This is a genomic window from Rhodococcus sp. 3258 (assembly GCF_031456475.1).
GTDB classification, from domain to species: domain Bacteria; phylum Actinomycetota; class Actinomycetes; order Mycobacteriales; family Mycobacteriaceae; genus Rhodococcoides; species Rhodococcoides fascians.
Map to the genome: position 1 here is coordinate 101,223 of NZ_JAVDUT010000006.1, position 18,781 is coordinate 120,003.

Sequence of the window (18,781 nt, forward strand, 5' to 3'; positions counted from 1 at the left end):
CGGCTACCCAAAGACGACGACTTCGGGCAGTCTGGTGTGCATGACTCGACTCCCCTTTGCGGCGCGGGTGGCTGCAGGCGTCGCCGTGACCGTCGTGGAAGAGGCCCGCAAGCTTCCCGGTTCCGCGTTGATGTTGCCGATGACCGTCGTCAGCGAGGCGTTGGCGCGCGGCATGCGGCTGCAGCAGCAGGTGACAGCCCTCGCCATCAAGGGCGATCTGGTCATTTCGGCTCTGCCGGTGATCGGAACTCCGCGCGAGGAGCAGCCGTCGTGGGCGAGTTTCGACGAGGACGACGACGACGCGTTCCCGGCCACGTCGAGGTTCGACTCCGCAGCAGTCACCGATGATGTCGATGTTCCCGACGCACCGGTGGCCGAGCCCATCGCCGCGAACGGACGATTCGCCCTGTACTCGACGCCTCCGCTGGACGAACCGGTGCAGGACACGTCGGCGAAGCCCGCAGCGTCTGCGACGAAGCCCGAGATCGTCGAGATGATCGACTTCGACACTCTTGCCCTGGCTCAGTTGCGCGCACGGCTGCGCACGCTGTCCATCGAGGATCTGGAGACCCTGCTCGAGTACGAGAACGCGACGTCGGCTCGCGCACCGTTCCAGACCATGCTCGCCAACCGAATCACCACCGCCAAGGCGAAGTGAGCACTCCCCCCACTCAGTCCGGCCCCGCCCCATCCGGTGCGAGCACCGCCGAACAACCATGGCCGGTGCGCACCGTTGCAATGAAGGTCGCCGGGTGGATCGACAAACTCGGCAGCATCTGGGTCGAGGGGCAGCTGACGCAGATCAGCGCCCGCCCCGGCACGCGCACGGCATTTCTGACTCTGCGTGATCCGTCGGCGGACATGTCGTTGTCGGTGACCTGCTCGCCGCAGCTGCTGGATCGTTCGCCCGTTCCGCTGACCGAAGGCGCGCGCGTCATCCTCTACGGCAAGCTGTCGTTCTTCACCGGCCGCGGCACCATTTCGCTGCGCGCCACCGATATTCGCGCTGTGGGTGTCGGCGAACTACTGGCCCGCATCGAACGGCTCCGGGCTCTGCTGGCGGCCGAAGGACTGTTCGACCCGCGGCTCAAGCGTCCGCTGCCGTTCCTGCCCGGCACCATCGGGCTCATCACCGCTCGCGCCAGCGCAGCCGAGAAGGACGTCCTCACCGTCGCGCAGAGGCGTTGGCCCGCAGTGCGATTCGAGGTACGGAACACTCCGGTCCAGGGTCCACAAGCGGTGCCGGCAATCCTGGACGCGTTGAAGGATCTGAACGACGACCCGCGCGTCGACGTCATCGTTCTCGCCCGCGGCGGCGGTAGCGTCGAGGACCTGTTGCCGTTCTCCGACGAGGCACTGTGCCGAGCCATCTCACGGGCGACGACGCCGACCGTCAGCGCCATCGGACACGAACCCGACAGTCCCCTCAGCGATCACGTCGCCGATCTGCGCGCCGCCACCCCCACCGATGCCGCCAAGCTCGTGGTGCCCGACGCCGTCGCCGAACAAGCGTTGGTCGCGGAGCTGAAGGCCAGAAGCGCTGCAGCGCTCCGCAATTGGGTGGAACGGGAGGCACGCGGGCTGGAGATGCTGCGGCATCGACCCGTGTTGGCCGATCCATTGGCGGCCCTCGAACAGCGTCGCGAGGAAGTTCGGCGACTCGCCGATGCTGCTCGACGCGACGTGCAGCGCGAGCTGACCACCCAGGACACGCTCGTCGAACATCTGCGGGCGAGGCTGTCGACGCTGGGGCCTGCTGCCACACTTGCCCGGGGCTATGCCGTCGTACAGCGGGTGGTGCCGGGTGCAGATCCCGAGGTACTACGTTCGGTCGAGGACGCGCCGCCGGGTACACAGATCAGGGTGCGGGTGGCCGACGGTGCCGTCACCGCAGCAGTAATGGGCCGAGTGAAATGACGCCGAGTGAAAAGACAGAGGGAGATTCGATGAGCGAGAACGAAGACAAGCCGGTGTCCGAACTGGGCTACGAGGAAGCCCGCGACGAGCTGGTCGGCGTGGTGAAGATCCTCGAGCAGGGCGGGCTCGATCTCGACGCATCCCTCGCTCTGTGGGAGCGCGGCGAACAACTGGCGACGCGCTGCGAAGAACAACTGGCGGGCGCACGCAAGCGCATCGAGACCGCGCTGGCGAGCACCGAGAACGACAGCTAGGGCGCGAGCGGTTCGGTGGCCTCGACCGCAGCCGCGAGAGTGGTGAATTCCTCGGTGTTCGCCGTGCCGCCCAATAGGATTCGCACGTCACCGAAGTCCGAGACCCAGTAGGTGCGCGAGCCTTCCTCGCCGTACACGACCCAGTCTCGACCCGAGACGTTCTGCGCGCCCGACGCGTACACCGTCTCCCCGGCCACGAACGGCACCACCAGTTCCTCGGACGCGGCTGTCTGAGTCAGTTGCAGGTACGCACCCGATCCGGTGATGTATCCGACAGTCGACGCCGCTCCACCGCTGTCACCGGAAATGGTCGCGCGGCTGCCCGAATTGGGCGTCCATTCCTCGGGAACGACCGGATTGCGCACCGGGAACCCTATTTCGGCCGCGTCGTACTGCAGTGCCGAGTTCACGTCGAAGTTGGGAATGGGTCCCTGCTTGGGTCCACCCGGGCTCAACGAGCACTGACTGGCCACGCCTGCGATCAACAAACACGCAATGACCAGCGGAATCAGCGACCAGACCATGTCGCGGTTGTTGTTGAGAATCCGAGGTTTGCTGTTTGCCACATCTCCAGTATCCCCTCTGTGCGGCAGTGCTCGGTCGGCGCGTACCTCACAGTCGACCCGACCCCACCGCGGGCATCACAGAAGTGAGATAATCCTGCCTGGGTAACACCCCACCAACCAGGAGGCTACAAACCGATGACGGCCAGCACCGAGTCCACTCGCGCCATGGCGCCAGATCGCAACCTCGCACTCGAACTCGTCCGCGTCACCGAGGCCGGTGCGCTCGCCTCGGGTCGCTGGGTCGGTCGGGGCGACAAGGAAGGTGGCGACGGAGCAGCCGTCGACGCGATGCGTCAGTTGGTCAGCTCGGTCTCCATGCGCGGCGTCGTCGTCATCGGCGAAGGCGAGAAGGACGAAGCGCCGATGCTCTACAACGGCGAGCAGGTCGGCAACGGAAACGGACCCGAGGTGGACTTCGCCGTCGACCCCGTCGACGGAACCACCCTGATGGCCAAGGGCATGCCCAACGCCATCTCGGTACTGGCCGTCGCCGAACGCGGCGCGATGTTCGATCCCTCGGCCGTGTTCTACATGGAGAAGATCGCCGTCGGACCCGATTACGCCGACGTCATCGACATCACCGTCCCCGTCGCCGAGAACATCGCCCGCATCGCCAAGATCAAGAAGGGTTCCGCCTCCGACGTGACGGTGTGCATCCTCGACCGCCCCAGGCATGCCGAACTGATCCAGCAGGTGCGCGACGCCGGATCACGCATCCGGTTGATCTCCGACGGTGACGTCGCCGGTGCCATCGCCGCCGCTCGTCCCGACTCCGGCACCGACATGCTCATCGGCACCGGCGGAACGCCCGAGGGCATCATCGCGGCCGCCGCGATGCGCTGCATGGACGGCGCGATCCTGGGCCGTCTGGCACCCACGGACGACACCGAGAAGCAGAAGGCCATCGACGCGGGCCACGACCTCGATCGCGTCCTCGACACCAAGGACCTCGTCTCGGGTGAGAACGTCTTCTTCACCGCCACCGGCGTCACCGACGGCGACCTGCTGCGCGGCGTCCGCTACGCGGGCGGCGGAGCCCACACCCAGTCCATCGTCATGCGTTCGAAGTCCGGCACCGTGCGCATGATCGACGCCTACCACCGCCTCGAGAAGCTGCGCGAGTACTCCTCGGTGGACTTCGACGCCGACGAATCCGGCCAGGCACCGTCCTTCTGATCCCCGAAACCACGACTGGCAAAGTAAGGCTCATGACGCAGACAGACGAACAGCAGTTCCGGATCGAACACGACACCATGGGAGAGGTTCGCGTCCCCATCGACGCGCTCTGGCGCGCCCAGACGCAGCGTGCGGTGGAGAATTTCCCCATCTCGGGCCGCCCGCTCGAGCGCACCCAGATCCGCGCGATGGGCCTGCTCAAAGCAGCCTGCGCGCAGGTCAACAAGGATCTCGGTCTGCTCGACGGCGCATTGGCCGACGCGATCATCGCGGCAGCCAACGAGATCGCCGAGGGCAAGCACGACGATCAGTTCCCGATCGACGTCTTCCAGACCGGCTCGGGCACCAGCTCCAACATGAACGCCAACGAGGTCATCGCTTCGATCGCCAAGGCCAACGGCGTCGAGGTGCACCCCAACGACCACGTGAACATGTCGCAGTCCTCCAACGACACGTTCCCGACGGCAACGCACGTCGCCGCCACCGAAGCAGCCGTCACCTCACTGGTGCCCGCGCTGCGGCACCTGCACGAGGCTCTGGTGACCAAGGCCACCGAGTGGAAGCACGTCGTCAAGTCCGGACGCACCCACCTGATGGATGCCGTCCCCGTCACTCTCGGTCAGGAATTCGGCGGCTACGCCCGGCAGATCGAGGCCGGCATCGAGCGCGTCGAAGCCACCCTGCCGCGTCTGGGTGAACTGCCCATCGGCGGCACCGCCGTCGGCACCGGCCTCAATGCACCCGACGGCTTCGGCCCGAAAGTTGTTGCTGCTCTGGTGAAGTCGACGGGCATCGACGCCCTCACCGCTGCCAAGGATTCGTTCGAGGCGCAGGCCGCTCGCGACGGACTGGTCGAGGCATCCGGCGCACTGCGCACCATCGCAGTGTCACTGACCAAGATCGCCAACGACATTCGCTGGATGGGATCGGGACCGCTCACCGGACTCGGCGAGATCGCACTCCCCGACCTGCAGCCCGGCAGCTCGATCATGCCCGGCAAGGTCAATCCCGTTCTCCCCGAGGCTGTTACCCAGGTCGCCGCACAGGTCATCGGTAACGACGCGGCAGTGGCCTTCGGCGGCGCATCGGGTGCCTTCGAGCTCAACGTGTACATCCCGATGATGGCCCGCAACGTACTCGAATCCTTCAAGTTGCTCGCCAACGTCTCGGTGCTCTTCGCCGACAAGTGCGTCGTCGGTCTCGAAGCCAACGTCGAGCACCTCAAGACCCTCGCCGAGTCCTCGCCGTCCATCGTGACGCCGCTGAACTCCGCAATCGGCTACGAGGAAGCGGCCGCAGTCGCCAAGCAGGCACTGAAAGAAAAGAAGACCATCCGCCAGACCGTCATCGACCGCGGACTGATCGGCGACAAGCTCAGCGAAGCAGAACTGGACAAGCGCCTCGACGTCCTCGCCATGGCGAAGGTCAAGGACTAGTTTCGCTGCTCTACCCGCCGGACCCGCAGGACCCGCTGCACCCTTGAACGCGCCCGCCCCCGGTTGGATCAATGTGGGTTTCAGTCACTCTGACTGCAACAAAGTCGCATTGATCCGACCGGGGGCGGGTCGCTTTCGAAAGGGGCCGAAACCTCAGGCCAGGTGCGCGAGTTCTTCGCGTGCCTTCAGGCCGTCCTCACCCAGATCGGTGCGGTCGAAGATCTTCCAGCCTGCGAGCAACGGCTTGAACACCTTGTCGCGTTCCTGGTCGGCGTCGTAGATGCCGGCTTCGGCGAGGGCGGCGATGCTGCTGCCGCGGTCCGGAAGCTCGATCTCGGGGATCTTGAAGCCGTTGATACGGTCGGCCACTGCGCGCGCAGCCTGATCGGGTACGACAGCGAATGCCTCGTCGAGGATGCTGGCGAAGAATGCCGACTGCAGCTCGTCGTCGTCGGCAATTTTGCCGAGGATGGTGGCCAGCACCGGATCCTTGCCCAAAGCGATGGTGTTGCGGTTACGCAGGGCGGCGGCAGCTTCTTCGATGGCGAAGTGCGCCAGGATGTCGAGCAGCCGCTGGCTGGGCGCGTCGAATCCGAGTGTCATGTGTTCCATCCGGACTCGCTCGAGGGCGACCGGATCGACAGCGCGGGTGAGCACCAGGAAGTTGCGCAGCACGATCGACTGTCGGTTCTCTTCCGACGTCCAGCGGCCCGTCCACTTCCACCAGGCACCGAGGCCGGTGAGGGCGTGGGCCAGTTCCCGGTGGTAGGCGGGGAGGTTGTCGGCCACCAACACGCCCACCGTGGCGGACAGAATTTCGACGTCGCTCAGGTGCGACTGCTCGGGCGACCAATCCTCGCCGCCGAGGAACGCGAAGTTCTTGCCGTCGTCGAACGGCGCGAGCTCATGGGGGTGCCAATCACTCGCTGCCTCGATATGGCGTCGTAGATTCTCTTCGACCGCGGGCTCCAAACGGACCAGCAGATCACCGTCGGACAGGTTCGTAGACATGCGGTAACCGTAGCGCCTGCCGCCGAGCGTCCGACGTCGCGCCCCTGACCTCTGTGAATTCTCCTAACGCCAGGTCGTTGCGGGTCTATCCTCAGGTGCATCCAATCATCGACGTGAGGACTCCTCATGATGCGGTCGGGTCGAAATTTTCTGTGTCTTTCTGTCGTGTGCTCTCTGGTTCTGTTGGCCGGGTGCTCCGAAGACGCACCCACCGCAGACAGTCCACCGGCGTCCGAGCCGGTGCCGACCGAGGATCTGTCGCCCGGCCAGGTTGCCGGCGTCGACGTTCCGGCCGGTCGCGTCGACGATGCGGTCGGCAAGCTCGACGGTATCGCCGACGAGCTGATGGCGTCGTCGAACATTCCGGGTATGGCCATTGCCGTCGTGCACGGTTCGGACGTCGTCTACTCGAAAGGCTTCGGCGTTCGCGAAATGGTCAAGGACGACCCGATCGACGGCGACACCGTGTTCCAGCTGGCCTCGCTGTCCAAGTCGGTGGGTGCGACGGTGGTCGCGTCACAGGTGGGAGCGGGTGTCATCGACTGGTCGACGCCGGTGGTCTCCGAGCTGCCGTGGTTCGCGCTGGACGACCCGTGGGTGACCCAGAACATCACGGTCGGCGACTTCTACGCGCATCGAAGCGGACTCCCCGAGCACGAAGGCGATCTACTCGAAGACCTCGGCTACGACCGCAGACAGATCCTCGAGCGCCTTCGGGAGGTGCCCCTCGATCCGTTCCGTTCCACGTATCACTACACCAACTTCGGGATCACAGCCGCGGCCGAGGCCGTCGCTGCCGCCTCGGGCAAGGACTGGGACACCCTCAGCGAGGACACGATCTACGGTCCGCTCGGCATGACCTCGACAAGCTCGTCGTTCTCCGACTACATCGGCCGCGCCGACCGAGCGGTACCTCACGTCCTCGTGGACGGCGAGTATCAGGCCCGATACCAACGCGAACCCGATCCGCAGACGCCGGCCGGTGGCGTCAGCTCCTCGGTGAACGATCTCGCCAGGTGGCTGGCGATGCTCATCGCCGACGGCGCCCACGACGGGAAGCAGATCGTCGATCCCGACGCCCTCCTTCCTGCCATCAGCGCGCAGATCGTCTCGAGCCCGTCGACGACGGCGGATTCGCGCGCGGGCTACTACGGGTACGGATTCAACGTCTCCACCAGTGCAGCCGGCCGCACGACCGTCAGCCATTCCGGAGCGTTCGCGCTCGGGGCGGGCACGAACTTTCTCTGGATCCCGTCGCTCGACGTCGCCATCGTCGTACTGACCAACGCCGCGCCACTCGGCATCGCAGAAACGGTCACGGCCGAGTTCGCCGACCTCGTGCAGTTCGGCGAGGTACGCGAGGACTGGCGAACGCTGTACAAGAATGCCTTCGCCGGTATGAGCGAGCCGGAGGGCGAGCTCGCGGGAAAGACCGCTCCGACGAATGCCGCTGCGCCACAACCGCTCACGTCGTACACCGGGGTGTACCAGAACGCCTACTGGGGGCCGGCGACCGTCGCGGAGGTCGACGGGAGGCTGGTGTTGACCCTCGGACCGAACTCGACTTCCTACGAGTTGTCGCACTGGGACGGTGATACCTTCGCGTTCGAGCCGACCGGTGAGAACGCACCGGACGGAACGATTTCTCAGGCGACATTCGAGGGGAACACGGTCACACTCGAGTTCTTCGACGGCGATGGATTAGGACGGTTCACCAAGTGACTGATACCCGACAAGCAACCGATATCGTGCAAAACCTGTTCGACGCGTTGAGGCTTCGCGAGACCGATCGCGCGCTGGCCCTTCTCGACGAGAAGATCGTGTGGCACAACGTCGGGCTTCCGAAGGTACGCGGAATCTCGAACGTCGGCAGATTTCTGACGCTGCTGGCCAAGCCGGGTTACGGCTTCGACGTCGTCGTGCACAACATCGCGGCCGACGGAGATGTCGTGCTCACCGAGCGCACCGACGTCCTGATCTGGCGTCGGCTTCGTGTCGAGTTCTGGGTGTGCGGAACATTCGAGCTGCGCGACGGCAAAGTAGCTGTGTGGCGCGACTATTTCGACAACGTCGATTTCGTCAAAGGCGTTGTGCGAGGAGTGCTACGGGCTGCACTCGGCCGGTGACCCATGTGAGTGGGACTTCGTAGCAGGCTACGAAGTTCCACTCACGAGGGGCGTCAGGCCCCTGACGGACCGAATTCCTCGAGCATTTCGGTCACCAGTGCAGCGATCGGTGAACGCTCACTGCGAGTGAGGGTGATGTGCGCGAAAAGCGGGTGCCCCTTGAGCTTTTCGATGACGGCAGCGACGCCGTCGTGTCGTCCGACCCGCAGGTTGTCTCGTTGCGCGACGTCGTGGGTGAGCACGACGCGTGAGCCCGACCCCAGTCGTGACAGGACCGTGAGCAGCACATTGCGCTCGAGTGACTGCGCCTCGTCGACGATCACGAACGAATCGTGGAGCGATCGGCCACGAATGTGCGTCAGCGGCAACACTTCCAGCATTCCGCGGGCGATGACTTCTTCCATCACCTCGGGGCTCGCGAGTCCTTCGAGGGTGTCGAAGACAGCCTGGCCCCACGGGCCCATCTTCTCACTCTCACTGCCGGGGAGGTAGCCGAGTTCCTGCCCACCGACGGCGTATAGAGGCCGGAAGACAACAACTTTCCGATGTGAGCGACGTTCGAGGACGGCCTCGAGTCCGGCAGTGAGAGCCAGTGCGGACTTACCGGTGCCGGCCTTGCCGCCGAGCGAGACGATGCCGATGCTCTCGTCGAGCAGAAGATCGAGCGCCACACGCTGTTCCGCCGAACGACCGTGCAGGCCGAACGCCTCACGCTCGCCGCGCACGAGCTGAAGCTGCTTGTCGGGCGTGACGCGCCCCAGCGCACTCTGCCGTCCGGCAAGCAGTCGAACTCCGGTGTGACACGGCAGGTCTCGGGCCTCGACGAGATCGATGACACCGTCGTTGAACAGGGTGTCCACGGCATCGGAGGGCACCTCGAGCTCCGTCATACCGGTCCATCCGGACGGCACGACGTCGTGAGCGTGGTACTCGTCGGCGGGGAGCCCGACTGCACCGGCCTTGACGCGCAGCGGGATATCCTTGCTGACCAACACCACATCTTTACCCTCGGCCGCCAGATTCAGGGCGCAGGCGAGGATTCGAGAATCGTTGGAGTCGGTACGGAATCCGACGGGAAGCACCGACGGATCGGTGTGATTGAGCTCGACTTGCAGTGTGCCGCCGGATGTTCCGATGGGGACCGGCTGATCGAGTCGGCCGAATTCTACGCGAAGGTCATCGAGCATGCGCAAGGATTCCCGCGCGAACCATCCCAGTTCGTGATGGTGGCGTTTGCCCTCCAACTCGCTGATCACGATCAACGGAAGTACCACATTGTGCTCGGCGAACCGGATGACTGCCCACGGATCCGACAGCAGGACCGAGGTATCGAGCACGAATGTCCGAAGAGGGGCGGAAACGGAGCGTGAAGTGGTCACGTGGGGCTCCTACGTTTGCGCGGCACCGCGCAAACTCTGTCGCTCGGCCGGTCGGGTCCGATGTGTCAGGTGACACGAGGACCGGGTACCGGCCCTCTCGCGCTCACTAGCTCAGTCACGTATCAGAACCTCCCGCACAGGCAGCTTCCCCGCTGCCTGTTACTGCCGACGGTACCGCCGAAACTACTTGGGGGCGCGCTGGAAGTCTGGCGTGTCGGTGAACAACGCGTTACGGCCGATTCGCCCCAGGTCGGCGGGACGTTCGGTGCCGAGACCGCCCTCCCCCGTCGGATCAATGTGGCTTTGTTGCACTCAGATCGACTGATAGCCACATTGATCCGACCGGGGGCCAGCGTGAATGAACCACTGCAGACGTCCGAACGCTGCAATGGTCCATTGACGCGACCGGGGTGGGCAGGAAAGCCAGGGTCAGCCCAGCAATCCCCAGTCTTCGAGGCCCTCGTACAGCGGCTTGCTCTGTGCCAGTTTCACGACGCGTTCTTTCAGGGCGTCGGTGGCCTGCCCGGTGGCCAGGGCAGTTGCGATGATGTCGGCGACCTCGGTGAACTCGGCTTCGCCGAATCCGCGGGTGGCGAGTGCCCCGGTGCCGATGCGCAGGCCGGAGGTGACCATGGGCGGGCGTGGGTCGAATGGCACGGCGTTGCGGTTCACGGTGATGCCGACCTCGTGCAAGAGGTCTTCTGCCTGCTGGCCGTCGAGCTCGGAGTTGCGGAGGTCGACGAGGACGAGGTGCACGTCGGTACCGCCGGTGAGGACGGAGACGCCCTTGTCGGCGACGTCGGCACCGGTGAGGCGCTCGGCGAGCAGCGACGCGCCGAGGAGGGTGCGTTCCTGACGTTCCTTGAACTCCGGCGTCGCAGCGATCTTGAAGGCGACGGCCTTCGCGGCGATGGCGTGCATCAGCGGCCCACCCTGCTGGCCGGGGAACACGGCGGAGTTGAGCTTCTTGGCCCATTCCTTCTTGGCGAGGATGATGCCGGAGCGGGGTCCGCCGAGGGTCTTGTGCACCGTGGAGGACACGACGTCTGCGTAGGGCACGGGTGAGGGGTGCACGCCTGCGGCGACCAGTCCGGCGAAGTGTGCCATGTCGACCCAGAGCAGTGCGCCCACTTCGTCGGCGATGGAACGGAACGCAGCGAAGTCCTGGTGGCGCGGGTAGGCCGACCAGCCGGCGATCAGCACCTGGGGCTTGGCGGCGATGGCCTGCTTGCGCACCTCGTCCATGTCGATGCGGTGATCTTCTTTCGACACCCCGTAGGACTCGACCTCGTAGAGCTTGCCCGAGAAGTTGAGCTTCATGCCGTGGGTGAGGTGGCCGCCGTGGGCCAGGTCGAGGCCCATGATCTTGTCGCCCGGGTTGATCAGTGCCATCAGTACCGCGGCGTTGGCCTGCGCACCGGCGTGCGGCTGCACGTTGGCGAACTCGGCACCGAAGAGTTCCTTGGCCCGATTGCGGGCGAGGTCCTCGACGATGTCGACGTGCTCGCAGCCGCCGTAGTAGCGGCGTCCGGGGTAGCCCTCGGCGTACTTGTTGGTCAGGACGCTGCCCTGGGCCTGCAGAACCGCGCGGGGCACGAAGTTCTCCGAGGCGATCATCTCGAGGGTGTCGCGCTGACGTCCCAGTTCACCTGCCATCGCCGCGGCGACCTCGGGATCGAGCTCGGCCAGTGACAGGTTGTTGACGTCAGTCATAACAGGAGTCTCCAAGGGACAGCAGAGTAAGGGGGCATCAATAAACAACGGACCTGGGCCAGTTTACGAGACGCGTACTGCGCCCGGTGTCAGTGGCTCGTCGAGCAGTCTGCCGAACAGCTGTGCCCGCTCACTGGCGGTCTCACCCTGGTCCAACCAGCCGGCGAGAAGCTTGTAGCCCTCGACGTAGGTACTGATGTACGCCCGCCACAGCGGCGAGGACAGAAAGCGCAGACTGTGCCGTGCGCGCTGCGGCGAGGCAAGTGACCATCGCTCCAGGTAGGCGGCCACATCGTCCTCGCTCCTGTGCTGATCGTGCAGCAACAGAGCGGCGTCCTGGCGAACCCCCAGCAGTTGGCTCGACGCCGCCGAGAGTCGCTCGGCCTTGTCGCCGTCGAATCGCAGTCCGAGGTCGGCGTAGATTTCCTGCGCCCATGCGCCCCAGCCTTCGCCGACGATCGCCCCGAGAGCGTGGTCGGCGAGCCCCTCGGCCATCAGGCACTGCGGGGTGTTGACCACGAACAATGTCTGCTCGAGTTGTCCTGCACCGACGAGCCCCGTCTCCTTGCGGCAGTGCTCGGTGTGGTGGCCGGGGTAGGACTCGTGCGCGATCAGGTGGGGCAGGTTGGCCATCTGCTGTTCGATGTCTGAGTTGATCGCGACGGTGGACTGAAAGTTGCCGAGGTAGTAGTTGAAGCCGGACCACGGCTTGTCGCCGACTACCTCGTACGTCACCTTCTCGTTCTCGGGCAACGAGTATTCGGCGCGGACACGGTCGCGCAGCGCGGACGAGAACGCCTCGACGCAGTCCTGCAGTCGATCCGCTGGAATGACGTCGGCGCGGCGGTGGGCGATCAACCGTTCGCTCAGCGAGCCGGGTCCGGGGAGCACCTCGTCCATCTTGCGATGCGCCTGCAGGTACTGGTCCTGATCCCCCGGTGCGATTCGAACGTCGAAGTAGGCGTGGACCTCGTCGACGAAGCCGATGTTCTCGCCTGCGAACTTGCGCGCGGAGCATTCCAACGCCCGCAGGTGGACGTCGAGAAACGTCCGGCGTTCCGCTGTCAGTTCGACGTTGCCGAGCTCGGCGCGCAGTGTCTGCGCTCGACGGACGAGCTCACGCGGCTCCGGCACCGGGGCGTTCTCGGTGATTCGACGCAGTTCGGGATCACCGGTGTACGCGTCGACGAAACCGTCTTCGAGTCGGTCGAAACTCAGGCCCAGCAACAGGTATTCGCGAACCAGGGAAGCAGCATCCATATCCGAACCCTAGTACGGCGAACGACCCCGCCCGTGCGCGGTGGACAGGCACCGAGCACAATCTGGAACCATGCGACTCGCGCCCGACAGGAGCACCGCCGAATCCTCAGCAGCTCCGATGCTCAGGTGGCGTGCGTGAGCGAGTCCAGTCCGTACGTCGAGTTCGACCGTGTGCAGTGGCGCACGCTGCGTCAATCCACACCGCTGGTACTCACCGAGGAAGAACTGGTCGGCCTGCGCGGCCTCGGTGAGCAGATCGATCTGGACGAGGTGGCCGAGGTCTATCTGCCGCTGGCCCGGCTGATTCATCTCCAGGTGGCCGCGCGCCAGCGGTTGTTCGCGGCAACGGCCACGTTCCTCGGTGAGAAACATCCCGATCGACAGGTTCCGTTCGTCATCGGCGTAGCGGGCAGCGTCGCGGTCGGTAAATCCACCACTGCCCGTGTGCTGCAAGCACTCCTGGCCCGGTGGGATCACCATCCCCGCGTGGACCTCGTCACCACGGACGGTTTCCTGTATCCGACGGCCGAGCTCATGCGCCGAGGGATCTTGCACCGCAAGGGCTTTCCCGAAAGTTACGACCGACGCAAGCTGCTCAGGTTCGTCACCGAGGTCAAGTCCGGAACCGAAGAGGTGGGCGCGCCGGTCTATTCGCACGTGTCGTACGACATCGTCAAAGGCCAGTACCACATGGTTCGCCAGCCCGACATCCTGATCGTGGAGGGGCTCAACGTACTCCAGACCGGACCTAGGCTGATGGTCTCGGATCTGTTCGACTTCTCGATCTACGTCGACGCTCGGATCGAGGACATCGAGAGCTGGTACGTCAAACGATTTCTGGCGCTACGCAAGACCTCGTTCACCGACCCGTCCTCCCATTTCCATCACTATGCAGGATTGTCCGACGATCACGCGCAGATCGCGGCCGAGGATCTGTGGCATTCGATCAACCTGCCGAACCTGGTGGAGAACATTCTGCCGACGCGTCCGCGAGCAACCATGGTGCTGCGCAAGGACAACGACCACGCGATCAACCGGCTGCGCCTGCGAAAGTTGTAGGTCCAGGTCGTGAGTGGAAGTTCGTAGCAGGCTACGAAGTACCGTGCACGTCAGATACCGAACCGGCGGTGCCGTGCGGCGAAGTCGCGGAGTGCGCGCAAGAAGTCGACGCGGCGAAATTCCGGCCAATAGGCCTCGGTGAACCAGATCTCCGAATATGCGCTCTGCCACAGTAGGAAACCGGACAGGCGTTGCTCTCCCGAGGTGCGGATGACGAGATCCGGATCGGGCTGCCCCGAGGTGTACAGGTGACTGTCGATACCGTCGACGTTGATCGAGGCCACCAACTCGTCCCCGGTGATGCCCTCGGCGATCTTCTCGGTGACCAGCGACTGCACAGCGTCGGCGATTTCCTGACGACCGCCGTATCCGACGGCGACGTTGACGTGCGTTCCGGTTCGGCCCTCGGTGCGCGCAGCCGCCTCCTTGAGCCGGCGTGAGGTCGAAGCAGGCAGCAGATCGAGAGTGCCGACGAGTTTGACACCCCAGTTCATCTCGGGTCCGCAGATCTCCTCGACGACGTCGGTGATGATGTCGAGCAGCGAATCGAGTTCGTCGGCATCCCGTCGGAGGTTCTCGGTCGAGAGCAGATAGATGGTGGCCATCTCGATTCCGGCAGCGTCGCACCAGCCGAGCATCTCGGCGATCTTGAGCGCCCCCATTCGGTGGCCGTGCGCGACGTCGGTGAACCCGTTCTCCCGTGCCCACCGCCGGTTGCCGTCACACATCACCGCGACGTGCCGCGGGTGCTGCACACCCTCGAGCTGACTCAACAAACGCCGCTCGTACACGTTGTAGAGAACGCCGCGCACCTTCTGCGGAATGATCACCACTACTTCGTCACCGCTGCTCTCATCACCACGGAGGATCACCTTACGCCGACGTCTTCGAGCGGGCGGCCGGTACAGTAGCGTCCGAACCTACGGTTGCGTAGGTTCACTACGGCGGAACGGGAGGTCATCTTTCATGACGATGTTTGGACTGGACGAGATACCCGTCAAACCACGCATGCGTGGCTGGATTCACCTGTACGCCTTCGGCGTCGCGGTGGTGTGCGCGATCACCCTCGTCACCATGGCGTTCAGCCTGGTGTCGGTCAGCGCAGGCATCGCGACGGGTATCTATTCGATCACCGTGTGCGGGGTGTTCGGCGTCAGCGCCACCTATCACCGCGTGCACTGGAAGACCACCGCGTCGCAGATCTGGATGAAACGCGCCGACCACTCCATGATCTTCCTGTTCATCGCCGGTAGCTACACCCCGTTCGCCGTACTGGGTCTGCCGGCCGCGACGGGACGAACCCTGTTGATCGTCGTCTGGATCGGAGCGATCTGCGGGGTGGCTCTGAAGATGCTGTGGCCCACCGCTCCCCGCTGGGTCGGGGTACCGCTGTATCTCGTGCTCGGCTGGGCGATCGTGCCGGTCGCTCCCACCCTGATCGAGCACGTCGGCTTCGCACCGTTCGTGTTGCTCTTGGTGGGCGGCATCTTCTACAGCGTCGGGGCGATCCTCTACGCCACCAAGTGGCCGAATCCGTGGCCCACGACATTCGGCCATCACGAATTCTTCCACGCGGCAACGGTGTTGGCAGCAATTTGCCACCTCGTGGCAGTGTGGCTCGTCCTGTTCTGACGACGCGTCGGACCGCTCGGAACACCGCGTCGGCGACGTCACTTCCGCAGGGCGGCCGCCAGATCCTCGACCGACGTCACAGGCCGGTCGCAGACGAATCCGCGACACACGTACGCCGTTTCCTGCCCGTCGACGGGCGGTCGGCCCGTCAGCAGCGCAGACGAGTCGGCCGATCCTGCGACCACCACGGAACCTCCGGGTGCCAGCGATCGCGCGGCGGCGAGCAACTCACCGTCCGGTGCGAGCGATACGGCGATCTGAATCGGGCCGCGCACTGCTGCCTCGGCCACGGCCAGCCAGTGACCACCCGACCTCGGGGCGCGTTCGAGGATGGCCGCCGCTCGTGCGAGCGAGGCAGCGGCCAGTTCGGCGTACCGTGCGGACGATTCGTGATCGACGAGGGCGGCCGCGGTGAGCAGCGCCTCGGCCATCGTCGACGCTCCCGACGGAGTCGCACCGTCGATCGGATCCCGCGGCCGGGTTACCAGGGTCTCGGCATCGTCGGCCGTGTCGAACCAGCTGCCGGCGTCGTCGGGATCGGCGAAGTGCTCGATCGCAGCGTCGAGGATCGTCGTCATCCGCCGGGTCCAGACCGCGTCGCCGGTGGCCTGGAACAGCGTGGCCGCGGCCACGGCGAGGCAGGCGTAGTCCTCGAGCACTCCGGTGGCCTCACCCACTGCGCTACCGAGGGACGCCCGCCGGACACGTCCCGATTCGACGTGAGTGGCGAACAGTTGCTCGCCGCATTCGACGGCGGCGTCGACCCAGGTCGGTTCGCTCGCGCCGGTTCCGGCCTCGGCCAACGCGGTGATGGCCAGTGCGTTCCACGCGGTGACCACCTTGTCGTCTCGACCGGGTTGCGGCCGCGACGCTCGAGCCGCCGACAACGCGTTCCGGATGCGGGCGAACCGGTCGTAGTCCTCGGGCTCGGCGGGTAGTTGCAGCACCGACATACCGGCCTCGAACGTGCCGGCGGAATTCACCGCGAACAGACCCGCAGCCCATACACCGTCCTCGAAACCGAGGGTGTCGACCAGCTGCTCGGGGGTCCACACGTAGGTCAGACCCTCGACTCCTTCGGTGTCGGCATCGAGCGCCGACGCGAAACAGCCGTTGGCCGTGCGCAATTCACCGAGCATGAATCGTGCGGTATCCGACGCCACCCGACGCACCAGCGGATCATCGTCGACCCGGGCGGCGTGCGCGTAGAACCGCAGCAGCAGCGCATTGTCGTAGAGCATCTTCTCGAAGTGCGGAACGATCCATTCGGCGTCGACCGAATACCGTGCGAAGCCGCCGGCGAGTTGGTCGTACATGCCTCCACGCGCCATTGCCGACGCGGTACGTCGAACGACGTCGAGAACCTCACCGTTGCCGGTGCGCTCGTAGTGCCGGAGCAGACCCTCGAGCAGTGCACCCGGTGGAAACTTCGGTGCCCGGCCGAAGCCGCCGTAGGTGGTGTCCTCGTCGGCGCAGACCGCCGCGACGGACGCGGCCAGAAAATCGGCGTCCAGCGATCGTCCGCCGGCCGGAATTCCGGAGCTCTGTTTGCGCAGTTCGGTGACGATGGCCGCGGACGCGTCGAACACCTCCTGTCGCCGGGTGGACCAGGTATCGGCGATTGCGGTCAGTAATTGTTCGAAGGAGGGCATCCCCTGGCGCGGGGCCGGTGGGTAGTACGTCCCGCAGTAGAAAGGTTCGGTCTCGGGTGTGAGGAAACAGGTCATCGGCCAACCGCCCTGACCGGTCATCGCGACAGTGGCGTTCATGTACACCGCATCGAGGTCGGGGCGTTCTTCCCGATCGACCTTGATGCACACGAAGTGCTCGTTCATCAGGGCCGCGATGGCCTCGTCCTCGAACGATTCGTGTGCCATGACATGACACCAGTGGCACGCCGAGTACCCGATGGACAACAGGATCGGGACGTCGCGATCACGCGCGGACTGCAGTGCCTGCGGTCCCCACTGCTGCCAGTGCACCGGATTGTCGGCGTGCTGACGCAGATACGGACTGGTGGATTCGCCCAGCGTGTTCGCGTCGAGCATCAGGGTTCGTCGGAGACAGCTGGTTTGTCGGAGACAGCGGGTTTGTCGGATACAGCGGGTTTCGGACGGCTGGTGTCCGGTTGTGGGCTCGGCGTGATGCCCCCACGATCGGTGCCCTCGTCGAGCGCCTGATCCAGCGTGGGATCTTCTTTCTCGAACGTCGCGGGCAGACGCTTGATCTTCTTGTTCATGGACCAGATCAGCAGCGCCGTTCCGACCAGCAACGCCACGAGGATCACCAGACCGATCGGCGACGACTTGCCGAACTCGGGCCCCGTGGGCTGCTGGGCGAGGATCGACACGATCATTGTTCGGTCTCTTCTATTCCCGCGAACAGGTCGGTCTCGGGCAGTGACGTGGTCACGCGGGTGCGGGCGAGCTCGAACTCCTCGGTGGGCCACAACTTGCGTTGGACGTCCACCGGCACCGCGAAGAACGCTCCGTTGGGATCGATCTGCGTCGCATGGGCTCGCAGTGCGTCGTCGCGCTGCTCGAACCAGGTGCCCACGTCGACCTGCGTGGTGATGCGCTCCATGATCTCGTCGCGCTGACCGTCCCACCGCTTCAGCCAGTCGACGAACGGGCTTTCCTCGCCGCGGTCGATAAACCAGTCGTGGAAGAGCTGCATGCGCTTACGCAGGAAACCGTGCGAGTAGTAGAGCTTGAGCGGAGTCCACGGCTCACCCGCATCGGGGAAACGCTCGGGATCGCCCGCGGCTTCCCACGCGGCCATCGAGACCTCGTGGCAGCGGATGTGATCGGGATGCGGGTAGCCACCGCGTTCGTCGTAGGTGGTGATGACGTGGGGCTTGAAGTCCCGAACCACCTTCACCAACGCCTCGGTGGACACCTCCAACGGCACCAGCGCGAAGCAGCCCTCGGGCAGCGGCGGCAGCGGATCGCCCTCGGGGAGTCCCGAGTCCTCGAATCCGAGCCACGTCTGCTGTACCCCGAGGATGCGCGCGGCCTCGGCCATCTCCTCGCGTCGAACCTCCCTGATCCGTTGGTGGACGCCCGGAATGTCCATCGCCGGATTGAGGATGTCCCCTCGCTCGCCGCCGGTGAGCGTGACGACCAGAACGTCGTGCCCTTCGGCCGCATAGCGGGCCGTGGTCGCAGCACCTTTGCTGGACTCGTCGTCGGGATGGGCATGCACTGCCATGAGCCGCAGTCCGGACACGTTCTTCCTCACCTCGGATTCGCC

At 65.1% G+C, this 18,781-nt stretch carries 18 protein-coding genes; 9 read left to right on the forward strand and 9 right to left on the reverse strand.

Annotated features, from left to right (window positions below):
* Positions 1–40: 40 nt before the first annotated feature.
* From J2X62_RS19110 to J2X62_RS19120, 3 genes are read left to right on the forward strand one after another with little or no spacing between them, the layout of a single operon-like run.
* Positions 41–658, forward strand: coding sequence for a lipid droplet-associated protein (locus J2X62_RS19110; RefSeq protein ID WP_222058112.1), 618 nt, complete (start codon positions 41–43; stop codon positions 656–658).
* Positions 655–1,917, forward strand: coding sequence for an exodeoxyribonuclease VII large subunit (gene xseA, locus J2X62_RS19115; RefSeq protein ID WP_310182604.1), 1,263 nt, complete (start codon positions 655–657; stop codon positions 1,915–1,917). The genes J2X62_RS19110 and xseA overlap by 4 nt, the downstream gene beginning before the upstream one ends.
* A gap of 29 nt (positions 1,918–1,946) precedes the next feature.
* A complete protein-coding gene (locus J2X62_RS19120; protein WP_027498133.1) occupies positions 1,947–2,171 on the forward strand; it encodes an exodeoxyribonuclease VII small subunit in 225 nt (74 codons plus the stop codon).
* On the opposite strand, the gene J2X62_RS19125 is transcribed toward J2X62_RS19120, so the two are convergent.
* Complete coding sequence (locus tag J2X62_RS19125; protein ID WP_027498134.1) at positions 2,168–2,737, reverse strand: DUF4245 domain-containing protein; 570 nt, start codon at positions 2,735–2,737, stop codon at positions 2,168–2,170. The genes J2X62_RS19120 and J2X62_RS19125 overlap by 4 nt on opposite strands.
* Positions 2,738–2,872: 135 nt before the next feature.
* Here J2X62_RS19125 and glpX point away from each other — a divergent pair, with 135 nt between their 5' ends.
* Entirely contained in the window at positions 2,873–3,913 is a 1,041-nt protein-coding gene (glpX, locus tag J2X62_RS19130; RefSeq protein ID WP_027498135.1) for a class II fructose-bisphosphatase, read from the forward strand.
* Positions 3,914–3,945: 32 nt separating this feature from the next.
* Positions 3,946–5,349: a class II fumarate hydratase gene (locus J2X62_RS19135; protein ID WP_027498136.1), complete on the forward strand. Its 1,404-nt coding sequence runs from the start codon at positions 3,946–3,948 to the stop codon at positions 5,347–5,349.
* 153 nt (positions 5,350–5,502) lie between these two features.
* Here J2X62_RS19135 and J2X62_RS19140 read toward each other — a convergent pair whose 3' ends face one another.
* On the reverse strand, positions 5,503–6,360 hold the full coding sequence (locus J2X62_RS19140) for an acyl-ACP desaturase (protein WP_032365327.1): 858 nt from the start codon (positions 6,358–6,360) through the stop codon (positions 5,503–5,505).
* Between the two features lie 129 nt (positions 6,361–6,489).
* Here J2X62_RS19140 and J2X62_RS19145 point away from each other — a divergent pair, with 129 nt between their 5' ends.
* Entirely contained in the window at positions 6,490–8,082 is a 1,593-nt protein-coding gene (locus J2X62_RS19145; RefSeq protein WP_310182784.1) for a serine hydrolase, read from the forward strand.
* Complete coding sequence (locus J2X62_RS19150) at positions 8,079–8,486, forward strand: limonene-1,2-epoxide hydrolase family protein (protein ID WP_283548989.1); 408 nt, start codon at positions 8,079–8,081, stop codon at positions 8,484–8,486. The genes J2X62_RS19145 and J2X62_RS19150 overlap by 4 nt, the downstream gene beginning before the upstream one ends.
* Positions 8,487–8,539: 53 nt before the next feature.
* Here the strand turns inward: J2X62_RS19150 and J2X62_RS19155 are convergent, their stop codons facing one another.
* The 3 genes from J2X62_RS19155 to J2X62_RS19165 all read right to left on the reverse strand — a co-directional run bounded on the left by J2X62_RS19155 (position 8,540) and on the right by J2X62_RS19165 (position 12,838).
* Positions 8,540–9,865: a PhoH family protein gene (locus tag J2X62_RS19155; protein ID WP_027498140.1), complete on the reverse strand. Its 1,326-nt coding sequence runs from the start codon at positions 9,863–9,865 to the stop codon at positions 8,540–8,542.
* Between the two features lie 429 nt (positions 9,866–10,294).
* Positions 10,295–11,578 carry a serine hydroxymethyltransferase gene (glyA, locus tag J2X62_RS19160; RefSeq protein WP_027498141.1) on the reverse strand — a complete coding sequence of 428 codons (1,284 nt, stop codon included), beginning with the start codon at positions 11,576–11,578 and terminating at the stop codon, positions 10,295–10,297.
* Between the two features lie 63 nt (positions 11,579–11,641).
* Positions 11,642–12,838, reverse strand: a complete 1,197-nt coding sequence (locus tag J2X62_RS19165) for a DUF885 domain-containing protein (protein WP_310182617.1) — start codon at positions 12,836–12,838, stop codon at positions 11,642–11,644.
* 126 nt (positions 12,839–12,964) lie between these two features.
* Here J2X62_RS19165 and coaA point away from each other — a divergent pair, with 126 nt between their 5' ends.
* A complete protein-coding gene (gene coaA, locus J2X62_RS19170) occupies positions 12,965–13,897 on the forward strand; it encodes a type I pantothenate kinase (protein WP_027498143.1) in 933 nt (310 codons plus the stop codon).
* Between the two features lie 50 nt (positions 13,898–13,947).
* On the opposite strand, the gene J2X62_RS19175 is transcribed toward coaA, so the two are convergent.
* Positions 13,948–14,730, reverse strand: coding sequence for an isoprenyl transferase (locus J2X62_RS19175; RefSeq protein WP_027498144.1), 783 nt, complete (start codon positions 14,728–14,730; stop codon positions 13,948–13,950).
* 133 nt (positions 14,731–14,863) lie between these two features.
* On the opposite strand from J2X62_RS19175, the gene J2X62_RS19180 reads away from it, so the two are divergent.
* Positions 14,864–15,529: a hemolysin III family protein gene (locus J2X62_RS19180; protein ID WP_310182619.1), complete on the forward strand. Its 666-nt coding sequence runs from the start codon at positions 14,864–14,866 to the stop codon at positions 15,527–15,529.
* Between the two features lie 38 nt (positions 15,530–15,567).
* On the opposite strand, the gene J2X62_RS19185 is transcribed toward J2X62_RS19180, so the two are convergent.
* The 3 genes from J2X62_RS19185 to mca are packed head-to-tail and all read right to left on the reverse strand — an operon-like array spanning position 15,568 to position 18,757.
* A complete protein-coding gene (locus J2X62_RS19185) occupies positions 15,568–17,577 on the reverse strand; it encodes a thioredoxin domain-containing protein (protein ID WP_310182621.1) in 2,010 nt (669 codons plus the stop codon).
* Positions 17,577–17,885 (reverse strand): hypothetical protein, encoded by a 309-nt coding sequence (locus J2X62_RS19190; RefSeq protein WP_052057007.1) that lies wholly within the window; start codon positions 17,883–17,885, stop codon positions 17,577–17,579. The genes J2X62_RS19185 and J2X62_RS19190 overlap by 1 nt, the downstream gene beginning before the upstream one ends.
* On the reverse strand, positions 17,882–18,757 hold the full coding sequence (mca, locus tag J2X62_RS19195) for a mycothiol conjugate amidase Mca (RefSeq protein WP_027498148.1): 876 nt from the start codon (positions 18,755–18,757) through the stop codon (positions 17,882–17,884). Before mca ends, J2X62_RS19190 begins: the two co-directional genes overlap by 4 nt.
* Between the last annotated feature and the right edge of the window lie 24 nt (positions 18,758–18,781).

Excerpts from the sequence above, each read along its gene's own strand:
- J2X62_RS19185 (WP_310182621.1), bottom strand. The coding sequence starts at position 17,577 with ATGCTCGACGCGAACACGCTGGGCGAATCCACCAGTCCGTATCTGCGT.
- J2X62_RS19145 (WP_310182784.1), top strand. The coding sequence starts at position 6,490 with ATGCGGTCGGGTCGAAATTTTCTGTGTCTTTCTGTCGTGTGCTCTCTG.
- glyA (WP_027498141.1), bottom strand. The coding sequence starts at position 11,578 with ATGACTGACGTCAACAACCTGTCACTGGCCGAGCTCGATCCCGAGGTC.
- J2X62_RS19140 (WP_032365327.1), bottom strand. The coding sequence starts at position 6,360 with ATGTCTACGAACCTGTCCGACGGTGATCTGCTGGTCCGTTTGGAGCCC.
- J2X62_RS19180 (WP_310182619.1), top strand. The coding sequence starts at position 14,864 with ATGACGATGTTTGGACTGGACGAGATACCCGTCAAACCACGCATGCGT.
- J2X62_RS19165 (WP_310182617.1), bottom strand. The coding sequence starts at position 12,838 with ATGGATGCTGCTTCCCTGGTTCGCGAATACCTGTTGCTGGGCCTGAGT.
- J2X62_RS19190 (WP_052057007.1), bottom strand. The coding sequence starts at position 17,885 with ATGATCGTGTCGATCCTCGCCCAGCAGCCCACGGGGCCCGAGTTCGGC.
- glpX (WP_027498135.1), top strand. The coding sequence starts at position 2,873 with ATGACGGCCAGCACCGAGTCCACTCGCGCCATGGCGCCAGATCGCAAC.
- J2X62_RS19120 (WP_027498133.1), top strand. The coding sequence starts at position 1,947 with ATGAGCGAGAACGAAGACAAGCCGGTGTCCGAACTGGGCTACGAGGAA.
- J2X62_RS19110 (WP_222058112.1), top strand. The coding sequence starts at position 41 with ATGACTCGACTCCCCTTTGCGGCGCGGGTGGCTGCAGGCGTCGCCGTG.
- J2X62_RS19135 (WP_027498136.1), top strand. The coding sequence starts at position 3,946 with ATGACGCAGACAGACGAACAGCAGTTCCGGATCGAACACGACACCATG.